The 17,929-nt window shown below is 46.4% G+C and carries 11 protein-coding genes; all 11 read left to right on the forward strand.

Features of this window, described 5'->3' with window-relative positions:
- The first annotated feature begins 172 nt into the window (after positions 1–172).
- Positions 173–1,573, forward strand: a complete 1,401-nt coding sequence (locus tag DW657_RS06195; RefSeq protein ID WP_147381894.1) for a hypothetical protein — start codon at positions 173–175, stop codon at positions 1,571–1,573.
- A 300-nt stretch (positions 1,574–1,873) separates the two neighbouring features.
- Positions 1,874–5,068 (forward strand): TonB-dependent receptor, encoded by a 3,195-nt coding sequence (locus DW657_RS06200; RefSeq protein ID WP_118311818.1) that lies wholly within the window; start codon positions 1,874–1,876, stop codon positions 5,066–5,068.
- A 50-nt stretch (positions 5,069–5,118) separates the two neighbouring features.
- On the forward strand, positions 5,119–6,870 hold the full coding sequence (locus DW657_RS06205; RefSeq protein ID WP_118311819.1) for a RagB/SusD family nutrient uptake outer membrane protein: 1,752 nt from the start codon (positions 5,119–5,121) through the stop codon (positions 6,868–6,870).
- A 601-nt stretch (positions 6,871–7,471) separates the two neighbouring features.
- Positions 7,472–7,801, forward strand: a complete 330-nt coding sequence (locus tag DW657_RS06210; RefSeq protein WP_118311820.1) for a helix-turn-helix transcriptional regulator — start codon at positions 7,472–7,474, stop codon at positions 7,799–7,801.
- A 567-nt stretch (positions 7,802–8,368) separates the two neighbouring features.
- The gene (leuS, locus tag DW657_RS06215) at positions 8,369–11,230 is read left to right on the forward strand and encodes a leucine--tRNA ligase (protein WP_118311821.1); all 2,862 of its coding nucleotides are present in this window, start codon (positions 8,369–8,371) and stop codon (positions 11,228–11,230) included.
- Positions 11,231–11,308: 78 nt separating this feature from the next.
- Complete coding sequence (locus tag DW657_RS06220; RefSeq protein ID WP_118311822.1) at positions 11,309–12,262, forward strand: YitT family protein; 954 nt, start codon at positions 11,309–11,311, stop codon at positions 12,260–12,262.
- A 5-nt stretch (positions 12,263–12,267) separates the two neighbouring features.
- Positions 12,268–12,885, forward strand: a complete 618-nt coding sequence (locus DW657_RS06225) for a non-canonical purine NTP diphosphatase (RefSeq protein WP_118311823.1) — start codon at positions 12,268–12,270, stop codon at positions 12,883–12,885.
- Complete coding sequence (locus tag DW657_RS06230; protein WP_118311824.1) at positions 12,878–13,807, forward strand: glycosyltransferase family 2 protein; 930 nt, start codon at positions 12,878–12,880, stop codon at positions 13,805–13,807. Before DW657_RS06225 ends, DW657_RS06230 begins: the two co-directional genes overlap by 8 nt.
- Positions 13,804–15,828, forward strand: coding sequence for a T9SS type A sorting domain-containing protein (locus tag DW657_RS06235; protein WP_118311825.1), 2,025 nt, complete (start codon positions 13,804–13,806; stop codon positions 15,826–15,828). The genes DW657_RS06230 and DW657_RS06235 overlap by 4 nt, the downstream gene beginning before the upstream one ends.
- A 61-nt stretch (positions 15,829–15,889) precedes the next feature.
- Positions 15,890–16,954 carry a glycosyltransferase family 2 protein gene (locus tag DW657_RS06240; protein WP_118311826.1) on the forward strand — a complete coding sequence of 355 codons (1,065 nt, stop codon included), beginning with the start codon at positions 15,890–15,892 and terminating at the stop codon, positions 16,952–16,954.
- Entirely contained in the window at positions 16,909–17,889 is a 981-nt protein-coding gene (locus tag DW657_RS06245; protein WP_118311827.1) for a glycosyltransferase, read from the forward strand. Before DW657_RS06240 ends, DW657_RS06245 begins: the two co-directional genes overlap by 46 nt.
- The last annotated feature ends 40 nt before the right edge of the window (positions 17,890–17,929 follow it).

The raw sequence follows: 17,929 nt of genomic DNA on the forward strand, positions 1-17,929 counted from the left end.
TTCCGCTCCATTTGGGAAAAATCCCAAGGCTCTATGGGAAAAGGCGTGGGAAAATCGGGCGGATTTCTTCAGTTTTACGGGAAAACGTTTGGTAATCATGATAGAAAAACGTAAATTTGCAGACTGATAACGGAACTTCGTTTCGCAAACTATTCACGATAAAACTAGAAATATGCTACAGACTCAGCAAGATAAACAAGTCCCCGCATTCAGCTACGAGGTTTTCGATCGTCAACTCGACCATTTTACAATGATGCTCAAGGTGTTGATGGACGGATGGGAAGATTACAGTTCGCAGGAGATGACCTTCGACATCCACTCCCTGTGTACCAAGGCAGCCCGACTCTGCTATCTGGCAGACCAGGACCTCGCCTTGCAGCATACCGATGTTTCCCATCATCGCAAGGAGCAGAACGAGATGTATTTTACCTCCTTCGAACTCATCATCACCACCCAGTTTACCAAATTCATGAAAAAAGTACTTGCCCTGGTCAAGGCTGGCAAAAAAGTAGAAGGACATTCTTCCCCAATGTTCTCCTCAGAGATCAGTACCCTCCTGCCTAAGCTGCACGACCTGCTGCTGATGGATGGCATGAACCAGGAATCGATACAGCTGATGGTGGAAGATATCCAGAATACGGAGAAAATGATTCAGAAATATCATAAAATCACGAAGTTCCCGGGGGTGAGATACGAGGAACGTCTGTGGTATCTCATCCGCCTCTATTGCCTCGCCAGCTATCTGGTGCTGCATTTCCGCAGAGTCTGCCACGTTACAGATTCAGAAATGACACCCGAGGAAGCGGCTCGATTAACGGAATGGGCGATACAGAAATACATCTCGGAAAAGGACAGCAGCGAAAAGCTGGAACTGTATTTCTCCAATCTGCAGTACGACAACGATGGCAAACCGCTCAACGTGGACCAATGGCTCCAGGCGAGAAGGGAGTTGAAGCATCTGGTGCCCCAGAATCTGCTCCTGCTGTTTCTCAATAGTGCAGATGATGTGAGCCAGTTGGGTGCTTCGCTGATAAAAGTGAGTTTCACGAACGAGGAATTTCTGAAGCTCGTGGATGCTGTGGCTAAATACCAGATTATCACGCAGCGCATCCGTGCCATCGAATTTCCGGAAGAATTCGAGCAGTCGCTTCATAATGAGGTATTCTATCTTACGGTGAAGGGCCGTTCGGTGAATCTGGAGGAGTTGAAGAAATCCATCTCCAAGATGGTGAATCTGATAACCCGGAAGAACCAGTGGTTCTGCGTATGGAGCGTGCTGAAGCATCTCAACCTGATCAAGCATGAGAGCACCTTCGCCACCTTTGCCCATCAGATGATGAGTATCGAGTGGTTTGGCACCATCGACCCCCGTCTCCGCTTTACGGCAGATAATCTGAGCGATTACTCCCGCTACTTCAATGAATACGATTATACCGAATGGACCGAGGAGATGTTTCTGGAGAAGAAGGAGCTGTATGGGATGACGAAGTGGTCGCCTAAGCTCTATCAGAATTTCTCTTCGCTCTGTGCCAGAATGATGCAGGCCATCTGGGGCTACAGCTTCTTCTGCTGATTTCTACCGGAAAGAAGAAAGAATCTATATTAAATAAGGTGAGAATCTATATTAAATAAGGATAGGGGGCGAAAAAGCAAATTTTATATGTTTTTTCGCCCCTTTAATGATTATTAACTTTTTTTTCAGACAACTTACTAAAAAATATCGTAAATTTGCAACCGGTTATTAAATATAATAAGCCTAAGCAATAAGAATCATTAATTGAATCAATATATATACACTTAGTCAGACAATTAAATAATTAAGAATCTGATTATCTACAATACTATATAATATAACAATTAAAACCAAACAATTATGAGCAAAAAAAGTCAGTTTGGCATGACCCTATTACTATCTACGATCTTAGTAGGTGGCGCCAATGCGAGTACTGTTTCTACCTCAAACACATTGGGTGCAGCAATGATTGCACAGCAAGGTGCTGTTTGTAAGGGTGTGGTAAAGGATGCTACCGGTGAACCTATTATTGGTGCTTCTGTATCAGTGAAAGGTACCAAGAATGCTACCGTTACCGATTTGGACGGCAATTTTACCCTTTCAGGTGTAAACAAGGGTACTACAATCGTTATCTCTTATATTGGTTTCGTGAACAGTGAAATCAAGTGGAACGGCACAAGTCTCAATGTAACTCTCGCAGAAGATACACAGGGCTTGGAAGAAGTCGTTGTCGTAGGTTATGGTACACAGAAGAAGGTAAACCTCTCTGGTGCTGTTGCCAACGTGGATGGTAAGGTATTGGAAAACCGTCCTATCACCAACATCGGTCAGGGTCTTCAGGGTGTTGTTCCTAACTTGAACGTATCTATGAACAGTGGTGGTGCTCCTGGTGCCAGCTCTAGCTACAATATCCGTGGTAACACGTCTTTGAACGGCGGTAGCCCATTGGTATTGGTTGATAACGTTCAGATGGATGCCAACCTCGTGAATCCAGAAGACGTTGAGTCTATCTCTGTTTTGAAGGATGCTTCTTCTGCAGCCATCTATGGTGCACGTGCAGCATACGGTGTGATTTTGATTACTACCAAGAAGGGTCGCAAGAGCGACAAGCCAACCATCTCTTTCAACGCTACAGGCTACTGGCAGAGCCCTGCCAAGTCATACCACAACGTTAACTCTATGCAGTACCTCAAGATGATGGATGAGGCTAACAAGAATGACGGTGGTTCTGGCCGATACTTCAAGGATCAGGTTTATAAATATACAGAGGAATACTTCAACGGAACCCGTAAGGATCCTGTATTCTTCGACGAGGCATACGACAAGGCTAAGTATGGCTATTGCGGCAATACCGACTGGTGGAATGAGCTTTACAAGACTTCATTCTCTCAGATCTACAATGCCAGCATCAGCGGCGGTAACGACCGTACTACCTACTATGCATCTCTCGGTATGAACGACCAGAAGGGTATCTTGACCGCTGGCGACGATAAGTACAAGAAGTACAACGCTAACGTAAACATCTCTTCCAACATTACCAAGTGGTTGAATGTAAGCGCTAAGATTACTCATACCTATACATCAGAGCTTCACCCTACCGGTGGTACTACAGCTATGAACCCTACTGCCTACTCAGGTTTGAGCGCATACTCAGGTATGATGAAGAACGACTTGAGCCCATTGATGCCAGTAAAGCATCCTGATGGACACTATGCAGGTCAGGGTAGCTACACCAACCCTATCGCTATCATGGAGCAGGGTGGTAACGCCAAGTATCGCCAGAACGACTTGTGGATGACTGGTGCCGTACGCATCACTCCTATCAAGGGTCTCGTGATCAATGCTGACTATACATGGAACTTCTACGGCAGAAACGCTAACGAGCACGTACGTAACTTCTACGACTATACAGCCGTTCCAGGTACAGAGAACTACTATCCTTGGACTAACCCAAGCAGTATCACCGTATCTAACTACGATGACTACTATCAGGCATTCAACGTATTTGCTGAGTACTCACTGTCTTTGGCAGAGAAGCATAACTTCAAGGTGCTCGTAGGTTACAACCAGGAGAAGAAGCACAACAAGTATCACTGGGTGGGCCGCAAGAACCTCATCGACAACGATACTCCACAGATCAACCTCGCATATGGTGATATTTCTACCAGCGGTAGCGAGAGCATGTGGGCAACCAATGGTCTCTTCTTCCGTTTCAACTACGACTTCATGGGCAAGTACCTCTTCGAGTTCAACGGTCGTGAGGATGGTTCTTCTAAGTTCGCTAAGGGTAACCGCTATGCGTTCTTCCCTTCAGGCTCTATCGCTTGGCGTGTATCAGAGGAGAAGTTCTTCGAGCCATTGCGCAGCTGGTGGGACAACCTGAAGATTCGCGGATCTTACGGTTCTCTCGGTAACCAGAACGTATCTGGTAACTTCCCTTACCTGGCTACCTACGGTGTAAGCACCAAGGCTGGCGTATTGCTCGGCGGCACACGCCCTGTAGCAGTTTACGCTCCTGGCTTGGTAAGTAGCTCATTTACATGGGAGACCGTGAACCAGCTCGACCTCGGTATCGATGCAACATGGCTCAACAACCGACTGAGTGCATCTTTCGACTGGTATCGCCGTGACACCAAGGATATGTTGACCAGAGGTGCTACCCTGCCTTCTGTGCTCGGTACTAGCGAGCCAAGAAGCAACGCTGCCAACATGAAGACCACAGGTTGGGAAGTTTCTGTAGAGTGGAACGATCGCTTAAGCTGCGGTTTGGGCTATCACATCAAGGGTGTATTGTCTGACTATCAGTCTGAAATCACCAAGTACTCTAATGATGCAAAACTCCTCGGCGACCACTATGTAGGTGAGAAGATTGGCGAAATCTGGGGTTTGGTATCTAACGGACTCTTCCAGAGCGACGAGGAAGCAGCCAAGTGGGATCAGAAGGCTATCAACGGCGGCCACTGGAGTGCAGGTGACGTGAAGTTTGAAGATATCGATGGTGACGGCAAGGTAACTTGGGGCGAAGGTACAGTAGATAAGCCAGGCGACCGCAAGATTCTCGGTAACTCAACTCCTCGCTATGCATACGGTATCACAGCAGGTGCTGACTACAAGGGCTTCGACTTCGAGATGTTCTGGCAGGGTATCGGTAAGCGCGACTACTTCGGTGGTTGGGGTGGTGCCCAGTTCTGGGGCTTCACAGACGAGTGGTGTACTCCACAGACCACCTCTCTCGACTACTGGACAGAGGATAATCGTGATGCTTACTTCCCAAAACTCCATCACTACAGTGTAAATGGCAGTAACCACAATACCTCTTCACGCTATATGCTGAATGCTGCATACTTGCGTTTGAAGAACGTAACTTTGGGTTATACTGTTCCATCTAGCTTGTTGAAGAAGGTAGGTATTGCTCGCCTCAGAGTATTTGTACAGGGTGAAAACCTCCTGACATTGACTCCAATGAAGGTGAAGTTTGCTGATCCTGAAACACTTGGTAACATGACTTACCCTATCAACAAGAAGATCTCTGTTGGTTTGAACTTAACATTATAATGTTCGAGAGTTAGGAAAGAGTGTATTATTAATGCTTAAATAGACAGACAATGAAAATTAAAAATATATTCATTTTGAGTATGATGGCCGGTATGACACTTGCATCTTGCAACTATACCGATTTGAGCCCACAAGACTCATTTACAGATAAATCATACTGGAAGAGCGCCAACGACCTCAAGATGTACGCCAATGGTATCTACAGCAACATGCTGGCTGGTGCTTCTTCTACTCTTGATGGCGAGAGTGATAACTTTGTAACCAATAGCCCAAGTGGTTATTTGTTCAACAACTACACCGTTCCAACATCAGGCGGTGGCTGGGGCTGGGGTAACGTGCGTAGCTGCAACTACTTCCTGAAGCGTTATCAGACTGCTTCTGGCTCTGAGGCTGACATCAACAAGTATGTAGCTGAGGTTCGTTTCTTCAGAGCACAGGATTACTATAGCAAGATCCGTAATTTCGGTGATGTGCCTTGGTATGAGTCTGACCTCCAGACAGGTGATGAGGCAGAGCTCTTCAAGGGTCGTGACCCACGCAACTTCGTATTGAAGAAGGTAATCGAGGACTTGGAGTTCGCTATCCAGTGGCTCCCAGAGAAGACAATGGCAGAGAAGGGTCGTCTGCACAAGGATGCAGCCCGCACCCAGTTGGCTCGCGTTTGTCTCTACTACGGTACTTATATGAAGTATCACCACGAGGCTGGTTCTGAGGGCTTGACAGCAGAAAGCTTGATTACAAAGGCTAAGGAGCTGACCGACGAGATCATCAACAGCGGTAAGTATGAAATCGTAAAGGGTACTGACGCAGGTGCCGGCACAAGAGCATACGAGGGTTATCCACTCAGCTATGCCAACCTGTTTGTTCAAGAAGACCTTTCTGACAACAAGGAGGCTATTTTGGCACGCTTCTACGAGACAGGTGTCCTTACCCACGAGACTGGCCGTCAGGCTGGTGGCAATGGTATGGGCTTGAGCAAGGACTTCATCGAGTCGTTCCTGATGAAGGATGGTACTCCTATCTATAACGAGGGTTCTGGCTACGAGGGTGATGACAATCTGGAAGAAGAGATTGCCAACCGCGATCCACGTCTCTATCAGCTCATCGACAACAACCACAAGCCATTCTGGCTCCGCAACAACAAGCAGGTGCAGAACAAGATGCCAGACTGCTCTGTTTCTGGTGGTGTAACAGGTTATCCATGTACCAAGTTCCACTCTGCTGACGAGACTCAGTGGCAGGCTCGCAACACCTCTTACGACTGGTTCATCTACCGTTATGCAGAGGTATTGCTCATCAACGCCGAGGCTAATGCCGAGTTGGGTACATGCACTCAGGCTGTTCTTGACAAGACCATCAACCAGCTTCGTGACCGTGTAGATATGGCTCACCTCACCGTGAACCCAGTTGCCGACCAGAAGCCTATCAACTATGGTTATGAGCTTTCTAACCTGCTCTACGAGATTCGTCGTGAGCGCCGTATCGAGTTGGTTGGCGAAGGTTTCCGTATGGACGACTTGAAGCGCTGGAATGCGATGAAGTTGTTGGAGAATCCTCTTACTACTCTGGGTATCCGTGTTACCGACAAGGTGAAGGAGCAGTACAACGAGATCTACGCTTTCGATAGCAGCAACACCCGTGTATATAACGGCAAGACCTATCTTCGCATCTACGCAGAGAGCTATGACGATGCTGCAGGTCGCAAGTGGTCAGACAACGACCGTCGTTGGTTGTATCCATTGCCAATCGACCAGTTGGCTTTGAACAAGAACCTGACCCAGAACCCAGGATGGACAGAATAACTATTTATCACAATAATGAGTTTTAGAATAGGCTTATAGTAAGATTAGGTTTATAAGATAAGTTTTTAAATTTGGTTCATTTATTGACTTACACTATTCTATAAATGAAAACTAAGCGTATGCCCTTTTGCTGTGAAGCAAGAGGGCATATCTTTTTTACTAAAATATTAGTACACAGACTTTTTACGTTTGTTTTACGTAGATTTATGAAGCAAATGCATTAAACGAGATGAAAGTTGCCAATGAAGCCATTGCAAAATGCAACAAAGAAGGGAAACCTATTACTCTGACAGATGTAAAACCATCTATACAAGAGAGTAAATAAAAAGCAACTTTGTTTCGCTACAACTGACTCTAATGGAGGGGCGATGTAATTGGCGTGCAATATAAGTTATGCAAAAAGGCAAAATTAAATTCATTTGTTTTTTAGATTTTATTATCAGTCTGTGGATTCTCTATGAGCAAGGACTCAAAAGCAAGTTTCTTATACGCAATTACCTCTTCCGTAAATGTTAAAAAAGAGGCTTCGTGATGTCTTTTCTTCATAATGTTTCTTGTTTATGAAACATTATGTTTACCTTTGTATTCAAAATGAAAATGTATGCCACAAATGAATCTTACTCCATTAGACGATGTGCTTGACAAGCATTTCGGAAAAGTAGGCACTCCTAAACGTGATGCTTTCGAAAGTGATGTAGATGAAGCCTTGCACGCTTATAGATTGGGCGAAGCTATCAAGAAAACTCGTATAGAACAGAACTTGACCCAAGAACAACTTGGTGAGCGTATTGGAGTGAAAAGAGCGCAAATTTCTCGATTGGAAAGAGGTTACAGCATAACTATTCCAACAATGAGAAGAGTGTTCAAGGCATTGGGTATAGGAACAGCAACTATTGACTTGGGAATTGCAGGAAAAGTTGCACTGTGGTAAATCTTCATTAATAGAGCATTACGCAGAAGCAACTATAAATAACTTTACAAGTTAAATGCAATGAAAATAATCTCTTAAGGGAAGATTTTATTTCCCTTAAGGAAAAATTATTTTCCCTTAAGGAAAAAAATAAAAATCCTTAAGGGAAAATTTTCAATCTCTTTTTTCCCCATTTTACGGGAGTTTCTTCTCTATTGTCCTTTTCTAGAATATTATTTACATATCGAAATCTATATGCCACCAGAATTATGAAAGGACTATGATGTGATTCCCCCTCTCACCAGCCACTTCGCAAAGAAACGGTCGCTTACTAAATAGCCATTGCGCTTTTTACGCAACGCAAATTACGCAATAAAAAACGAGACAGCCAAATGTTTTCAAGTTTTTTAATAATAATTATCTCCTAAAGACAAAAGGGTGATGAAATGCTAGCATACCCAGGCATTAAAATCATAAAAAACTTGCATTTTATTTTGTAATGTGCTAAAATAAATGTAATTTTGCACCTTGAATGGGGTTTTACCTTATTATATTTAAGAAAAGAAACAAAATAATTAGATAAAGACAATGGAATACAACTTCAGAGAAATCGAGAAGAAATGGCACCAGAAATGGGTCGAAAACAAGACCTACAAGGTGACAGAAGATGAAAACAAGAAGAAATTCTATGTGCTCAACATGTTCCCTTATCCATCAGGAGCGGGTTTGCACGTAGGTCACCCACTTGGTTATATCGCTAGCGATATCTATGCCCGCTACAAGCGTTTGAACGGATTCAACGTACTGAACCCTATGGGTTACGATGCTTACGGATTGCCTGCAGAGCAGTATGCTATCCAGACTGGTCAGCACCCAGAGGTTACTACCGTAGCCAACATCAACCGCTACCGCGAGCAGCTCGACAAGATTGGCTTCTGCTTCGATTGGGATCGTGAGGTTCGTACCTGCGACCCTAAGTATTACCATTGGACTCAGTGGGCTTTCCAGAAGATGTTCAACTCATTCTTCTGCAACGGCTGCCAGAAGGCTCAGCCTATCGAAAAGCTCATCAAGCGCTTCGAGGAGAAGGGTTCTGCTGACTTGAACGTGGCTCAGAACGAGCAGATCGACTTCACTGCCGAGGAATGGAACAGCTTCGACGACCTGAAGAAGCAGCAGATTCTGATGAACTACCGCATTGCTTACCTCGGCGAGACCATGGTTAACTGGTGCCCAGGTCTGGGTACTGTGCTTGCCAACGACGAGGTGGTAAACGGCGTAAGTGAGCGTGGCGGTTATCCTGTCATCCAGAAGAAGATGCAGCAGTGGTGTTTGAGAACATCTGCTTACTCTCAGCGATTGCTCGACGGTTTGGAGACCATCCAGTGGAGCGACAGTATCAAGGAAACCCAGAAAAACTGGATTGGCCGTTCTGAGGGTACAGAGGTAGTATTCTCTGTAAAGGACAGCGACGTGAAGTTCACCATCTTCACCACCCGTGCCGATACCATGTTTGGTGTTACCTTCATGGTGCTGGCTCCAGAGAGCGAGTATGTTCAGCAGGTAACTACTGCCGAGCAGAAGGAAGAGGTGGAGAAGTATCTGGACTACGTGAAGAAGCGCACCGAGTTGGACCGTATGGCTAACCACAGCGTAACCGGTGTATTCTCAGGAAGCTACGCCATCAATCCATTCACCGGCGAGGCAATCCCTGTATGGATTTCAGAATATGTATTGGCAGGATATGGTACAGGTGCCATCATGGCAGTGCCAGCTCACGATAGCCGTGACTACGCCTTTGCCAAGCACTTCAACCTGCCTATCATTCCTCTTATCGAGGGTGCTGATGTTTCAGAGGAGAGCTTCGATGCCAAGGAAGGTATCGTAACCAACTCACCTGTAGCAGGCAAGAGCAGCATGGACGGTTTCTCTCTGAACGGACTCACCGTGAAGGAGGCTATCGCAGCTACCAAGAAGTTTGTTACCGAGAAGGGCATCGGTAGAGTAAAGGTAAACTATCGTCTCCGCGACGCCATCTTCTCACGTCAGCGCTACTGGGGTGAGCCATTCCCAGTATATTACAAGGACGGAATGCCACAGATGGTTCCAGAGGATTGCCTGCCACTCGAATTGCCTGAGATTGAGACCTACAAGCCAACAGAAACTGGCGAGCCTCCATTGGGCAGAGCCAAGAAGTGGGCTTGGGATGCTGAGAAGAAAGAGGTGGTTGACAAGAGCCTCGTAGATAACAAGACCGTATTCCCACTGGAGCTCAACACCATGCCAGGTTTCGCAGGTTCTTCTGCTTACTACCTGCGCTACATGGATCCTCACAACAATGAGGCACTCGTAGGCAAGAAGGCTGATGAGTACTGGCAGAACGTGGACCTCTACGTAGGTGGTTGCGAGCATGCTACCGGTCACTTGATTTACTCCCGTTTCTGGAACAAGTTCCTCTTCGACCTCGGCGTAAGCTGCAAGGAAGAGCCATTCCAGAAGCTGGTGAACCAGGGTATGATCCAGGGTCGCTCTAACTTCGTTTACCGCATCAACAGCGATGACCACGACAAGGCTCCTGTATTCGTAAGCCTGAACCTGAAGAAGGATTACGACGTAACTCCTATCCACGTAGATGTAAACATCGTAAGCAACGATGTATTGGATATCGAGGCATTCAAGGCTTGGCGCCCTGAGTATCAGAACGCTGAGTTCATCCTGGAGGATGGCAAGTACATCTGCGGATGGGCTATCGAGAAGATGTCTAAGAGTATGTTCAACGTGGTGAATCCAGATATGATTGTCGAGAAGTATGGTGCCGATACCCTGCGTCTCTACGAAATGTTCCTGGGTCCTGTAGAGGCAAGCAAGCCTTGGGATACCAACGGTATCGACGGTTGCCACCGCTTCCTGAAGAAGTTCTGGGGTCTGTTCTACGAGAACCGTACCGACAACTTCCTTCCAGCAGCCGACGAGGCTGCGAAGCCAGAGAGCCTGAAGAGCGTTCACAAGCTCATCAAGAAGGTAAGTGAGGATATCGAGAAGTTCTCTTACAACACTTCTATCTCAGCCTTCATGATTGCGGTGAACGAACTTGGTCAGCAGAAGTGCCGCAACAAGGAACTCCTCACAGACCTCGTCATCCTCATCGCTCCATTCGCTCCACACATCGCAGAAGAGTTGTGGGCAGCACTTGGCGGGCAGGGCAGCGTTTGCGATGCAGCATGGCCTAAGTATGATGAGCAGTATCTGAAGGAGAACGATATGCAGCTCACCATTTCCTTCAACGGTAAAGCTCGTTTCCAGATGACTTTCCCTGTGGATACTCCTAACGAGGAAATCCAGAAGCAGGTATTGGCAGACGAGAAGAGCCAGAAGTACTTGGAAGGATTCAACGTGTTGAAGGTGATCATCGTACCAAAGAAGATCGTCAACGTGGTGTTGAAAAAGTAATTTATTGATAATATCCAGAAGGTCGTCTCATCTAAAAATGGGCGACCTTCTGCGCTTTAAAAATACGAGGAAAATATTATGCAAATAGCAATCAGTCAAAAAGTTAAGAATGAAATCAAGGACTATTTCTACATTACACTGGGTCTGTTGATTTATACATTTGGATGGACTATCTTCCTGCTTCCATACCAAATCGTAACGGGTGGCGTAACGGGTATTGCAGCCGTAATCTTCTATGGTACGGGAATACCTATCTATTTGTCGTATTTTCTCATCAATGCCGCCCTGCTGCTTGCCGCGCTGAAGATCTTGGGATTCAAGTTCATGGTGAAGACCATCTATGCCATCATCATGCTCTCCGTGTTCCTGGCGCTGGCGCAAGACTGGATGATAGGTGAAAATGGCAAGATGGTGCAGGTGCTGGGAGAGGGACAGGACTTCATGTCGCTCATCATCGGCTGTCTGTTTACAGGCTTGTCGCTCGCCATCGTCTTCCTGCACAATGGAAGTACGGGAGGAACGGATATCATCGCCGCCATCGTGAACAAATACCATAATATCTCGCTGGGACGTGTGCTCATCTTCGTGGACCTCGTCATCGTGGGCAGTTCCTTCTTCGTCTTCAATGCGAAACCGGAATTCACGGCGATAGATGCCATCAGAAAGGTGGTATTCGGTCTCTGTACCATGGTGATTGAGAACCTGGTGCTCGACTATGTGATGAATGCCAAACGAGAGAGTGTACAGTTCATGATCTTCAGCAAGAAGTATCAGGAGATAGCCAACGCCATCGGTACGCAGATGGACCATGGTGTGACGATTCTGGATGGCCACGGCTGGTACACCGGCGACGAGATGAAGGTGCTCTGTATTCTTGCCAAGAAGAACGAGAGCGTCACCATCTTCCGCATCGTCAAGATTATCGACCCGAATGCCTTTGTCAGCCAGAGTGCCGTCATCGGTGTGTATGGCGAGGGATTTGATGAAATGAAAGTGAAAATCAAGGAGAAAGATATTAAGAAAATCAAATAGTGATTATGAAGATAGTATTTGCAACCAATAACCAGCATAAGCTCCAGGAAATCCGCGATATTCTGGGCAGCGACTACGAGGTGGTTTCGCTGAAGGAGATAGGATGCGATGTGGATATTCCTGAAACAGGAAACACGCTGGAGGAGAATGCCTTGCAGAAGGCGCAGTATGTTTACGACCATTATCACCTGAGCTGCTTTGCCGATGATACCGGTCTGGAAGTGGAGGCGCTGGATGGTGCTCCGGGTGTTCACAGTGCCCGCTATGCTGAAGGCACCGACCACGACAGCGAGGCAAACATGGCTAAACTGCTCAGAGAACTAAATGGAAAGGAGAACAGAAAGGCCCGCTTCCGCACCGTGATCTGCTACATCGAGAAGAAGGATGTCTGCCCTTGCGGATGCACCAGCATCAAGAAAATCCATCAGTTTGATGGTATCGTAGAGGGGCATATCGCTACCGAGAAGCACGGCACCGAAGGTTTCGGCTACGACCCGATCTTCGTTCCGGAAGGCTACGACCAGAGTTTCGCCCAGCTGGGTGAGGAAATCAAGAACGGCATCAGCCATAGAGCCAGAGCCGTGGCTAAACTGGCTGAATACTTAAAGAACAAAAATGATTAATACCCTTTCGATATTAATCCCTACATATAATAATGTATGCGTTGAGCTTGTAAAATCCCTGCAAGCTCAAGCATCGTTATTGTATTCATCTTCAGATTCCCTCTCTTCATCCTCTCATTTCGAATATGAAATATTAGTCGCCGATGATGGTTCTACGGATGAAAGAACCATAGAAGGCAACCGTATCATCAACAACCTCCCCCATTGCCGCTACATCGAGAGAAAAGAGAACGTGGGCAGGGCTGCCATCCGCAACTTCCTGGCAAGGGAGGCGAAATATCCCTGGCTACTTTTTATCGACAGCAACATGAACGTGATCAGCCATCAGTATCTTGCCAATTATCTAAAAGAAAAAGAAAGCGATGTGGTCTATGGAGGATATCAGATAAAACGGGATGCTGAAACCAGAGAACGACTGAAATATAACCTACGATACATTTTCGAATCAGCCGGCACGCAGAACGGAAATCATCTCCAGCGACAGACTCATCCCTATGCAGACTTCCACACCTCCAACTTTATCGTGAAGCGAAGCATCCTGCTGAAACACCCATTCGATGAACGGTTTTCCCACTATGGATATGAAGATGTGCTTTGGGGCAAGAATCTAAAAGACAATCAGATACCGATTCTTCACGTGGATAATCCACTGGGTTATGAACACTTTATAGGCAACATGTCGTTTCTCTATAAAACAGAGGAAAGCCTGCGCATCCTCTATCAGTTCAGGAATGAACTGCAGGGCTATTCCAAAATCATCGACTATGCCCACAAGCTGAAAAGATGGCATCTCTATCCACCTTGCCAGTATCTCTTTCCGCTGCTGAGTCTGCCAATAAAAGCCAGGCTCACAGGCAATAAACCCAGTATTTTTATGTTTAATATATATAAGTTATTATATTATATACATTTAGATAGATGAGAAAGAAAATATGGATACTCCTCTCGTTCCTGATTCTTCAGGTTGCCACTTTCCAGAGCAGCGCCGCCATCGGCGACTGGAAAGCCTATATGGCGTACAGCGAAGTGCAGGAAATAGAAGAAGCCGGCAACTGGATATTCGTGCAGGCTTCCAGCAATCTCTATGCTTACAACAGAAACAACCAGAGCATTCAGACCTTCAGCAAGATGGATTTCCTGAACGACTGCGATATCCAGCACATCGCTTACAACAAGACTGCCAAGCGGCTGCTCATCCTCTACAGCAATGCCAACATCGACCTGATGAACACCCAGAACTGGAGCGTGCAGAATCTGCCGGATTACTATGCTGCCACCATCACGGGCGACAAGACCATCAACGATATCTATATGTATGGCAAATTCGCCTATCTGTGCTATGGACTGGGCATCATCAAGCTCAATATGGCGGATGGGGAAATCAGCGATACTTATACACTGGGATTCAAGGTGAACTGGTGCGAAATCAGGGATAACCAGATCTATGCCTACAGCAAGGAGGAAGGTACCTATCGCGCTGCCCTCTCTGACAACCTGCTCGACAGAAACCGATGGAGCAAGGTGGGGGCTTATACCGCTCCCCAAAAAGAGGACAAGAGCGAACTGATGAAGCTGGTAAGCAGCTTGCTGCCAGGAGGACCGAAGTATAATCATTTCTGGTATATGAAGTTTATCCACAACCAGCTCTATACCTGCGGCGGCGCCTTTCTTTCGGGAATTTCTCTTGATACCCGTCCCGGTACCATCCAGGTATTGAACCGGGATAACTGGACCATCTATCAGGATGACATCAGGAATACGACGGGTTATCAGTATCAGGATATCAACTGTGTAGAACCGGATATCCACGATCCGAACCACGTGTTTGCTTCGGGCAGAACCGGACTCTATGAGTTTACAGACGGCAAACTGACACATTATTATAATAAGGACAACAGTATCCTGGAAGCTGCCGTGGATAGAGGAACGGTGCTGGACAACAACTATGTGCTGGTGCATAGTCTGCTATCGGATGAAAGCGGAAAGCTGTGGATTCTCAACAGTCAGGCTACCCACCGCTCCATCATCGAGATGAAAGATAACCAGTTGATAGCCCACGACCAGAAGACATTGAATGCGAACGGCTACAGTCTTTCGGCGATGACGGGTCTGATGAAGGACAGGCAGGGCAGGCTGTGGTTTGTGAATGACAATCATGAAACTCCAGCCATCGTCTGCTATCAGCCGGAAACTGATGAGGTGAAGATGTTCAGCAAGCCCTTCACCAACCAGGATGGTGCGGAAATTAATCTCTATTATATCAGATGCATCAAGGAAGACCTGGAGCATAATCTGTGGATAGGAACCGACCAGGGACCTTTCTACATCACTCCGCATATCCTGGATGATACGCAGTCAACGCTTACCCAGGTGAAAGTGCCGAGAAACGACGGTACCAATTATGCCGACTATCTGCTGGGCGGTGTGGATATTACCTGCATGGCAGTGGATCAGGCAAACAGAAAATGGTTTGGTACCAGCAACAACGGTGTCTATCTCATCAGCGCCGACAATATGGAGCAGATTCATCACTTCACGACAACCAACAGTAAGCTGCTGTCGAACAACATCGAATCGCTCGCCATCAACGATGCTACCGGTGAGGTGTTTATCGGAACCAACAAGGGTCTCTGCTCCTATATGAGCGATGCTACCGCCACCAACGAAGAGATGACCCAAGACAATGTATGGGCTTATCCGAACCCGGTAAAGCCAGACTATACAGGACTCATCACCATCACCGGTCTGTCGCTGGATGCGGATGTGAAGATAGTCAGTACCAGCGGAACCCTGGTGAACCAGGGCAGAAGCAACGGCGGCACCTATACCTGGAACGGCTACGACCTGAAAGGCAGAAGAGTGGCTAGCGGAATCTATATGGTGGAAACCGCTACCAGCAACGGAGAGAAGGGTACCGTCTGCAAAATTGCCATCATCAGATAAAAGAGACAGCATCTTCTATCAGAAATTCTATCTTCTATCAGAAATATCAAGAGAGCAAGCAATGAAACTAAGTATCATCATCCCCATATATCGTGCCGAAGATACGCTCGAAAGATGCATCGGGAGTATCCTGCAGCAATCATTCACCAGCTACGAGCTGATTCTCGTAGATGATGGATCGCCTGATGCATGCCCTCTGCTCTGCGATGAATATGCCGGGAAAGATAGTCGTATCCACGTTATCCACAAGGAAAACGGAGGTTTAAGCGATGCCAGAAATGTGGGGATAAAGATGGCTAAAGGATTGTATATCACCTTTATAGACAGTGATGATGCGATTGGGGAAAACTCGCTTCAACAGCTGATGGAAGAACTTTATCAACATCCCGATGTGGATATTCTGGAATATCCCATCATGGAGAGAATCGGTCATCCCCATCGGGAAAAGCTCCTCTCCTTCGCTCCGAAAACCTATCAGAATGCCATCGAATACTGGTTGGCGGAAAAGGGCTATCATCATACCTATGCCTGCAACAAGATATTCAGGCGTTCGCTGTTTCAGAACATCGAATTTCCGAAAGGAAAAAGCTTCGAGGATGTGTGGACGATTCCGAAACTGATAGGGCTGACGGAGACTGAGATTAATCCGGATAGAGCGGTGGTTCCTCCTCCGCCATTGAAAATAAGGGTGACGGATGTAGGGAAGTATCTCTATTACTGGAATCCTCACGGCATTACATCGCAGGCAAAATATCCCGATCTGCTTCAGCTGTATCTGGGACAGAGGCAGGCTTTGATGAAGCTGAAAATAGCGGGTAAAGAAAAGATGAAGCTACAAATGGGAGCAACAGAAGAAACCAAGCTACAAATGGAAGCAATAGAAGAAATCCTGCAGAAATATCAGTCTTCATTAGAAGATTTCCTGACGCAGCATCTCAATGTCCTGCTCGATCTCTACGATTTATCAGGAAGATATGAACCGGATCCTCCCCTTATCCACGCCGTGAAATGGCTGGAAGGAAAGACGGGGATTCATTCATTCAAACTCAAACTATTCAATATTTTAGGTTATCATTCATTATGCAAAATCAATCATCTCATACACAGAATATACAGGCACCCTTAGTAAGTTTCATCATCACCACTTACAATATGCCTACGGAATATCTGGAGGAATGCCTCAAAAGCATCCTCCAGCTCTCACTCAATGCCAAGGAAAGAGAAATCATCCTCGTGGATGATGGAAGCGATATCTGTGCGATTAACGGACTCACGGAATATCTGCAGGATATCATCTATCTGCGTCAGCCTAACCGGGGAGCCAGCGTGGCTAGAAATTATGGTATGATGATAGCCAAGGGCAGATTCATCCAGTTTGTGGATGGCGACGACTATCTGGTACAGACCGCCTACGAACATTGTCTAGACATCGTAAGATATCATCAGCCAGACATCGTGACTTTCAACTATGTAAAAAACAGGCAGACGGATACTCCTCCTTATGAATTGCCGACTCCGATATCGGGCACAGCCTATATGAGCAATCATAACCTGCATGGTTCTGCCTGCTCCTATATTTTCCGCAGCAGCATCAGAGGAACCCTGCAGTTTACGCCGGGCATCGTATATGGAGAAGATGAGGAGTTTACCTCTCAGCTTTTCCTGCGTGCCGAAAGAATCTTCAAGATGGAGACTGAGGCTTATTACTATCGTGAGAACCCGAACTCCGTAACCCATCAGATGGATCATGAGAAGATTAGCCAGAAAATGGATAACAGCCTGGAGGTAATCCTGCATCTGCAGAAACTGCTGGATAAGATTCCGGTGGCAGAAAGACAGGCGCTGAGTCGCCGCATCGCCCAACTCTCGATGGATTATCTGGTGAACAATATCCGACTGAAACATTCGCTGATAGCCCTGAACCACGCCATCAAGAAGTTGAGAAAGCATGGACTCTATCCACTTCCAGACAAGGAATACACCAAGAAATATACCATGTTCAGAAAGATGATAGGTACATACGTAGGAAGAATGGCGCTCCTCTTTTTCATCAAGAAATAAATGAAAAGGAGGAAGATTTTATCAGATAAATAAAGATTAT

The sequence above is a fragment of the Prevotella sp. AM23-5 genome, from assembly GCF_003473645.1.
Taxonomy (GTDB): Bacteria; Bacteroidota; Bacteroidia; order Bacteroidales; family Bacteroidaceae; genus Prevotella; species Prevotella copri_A.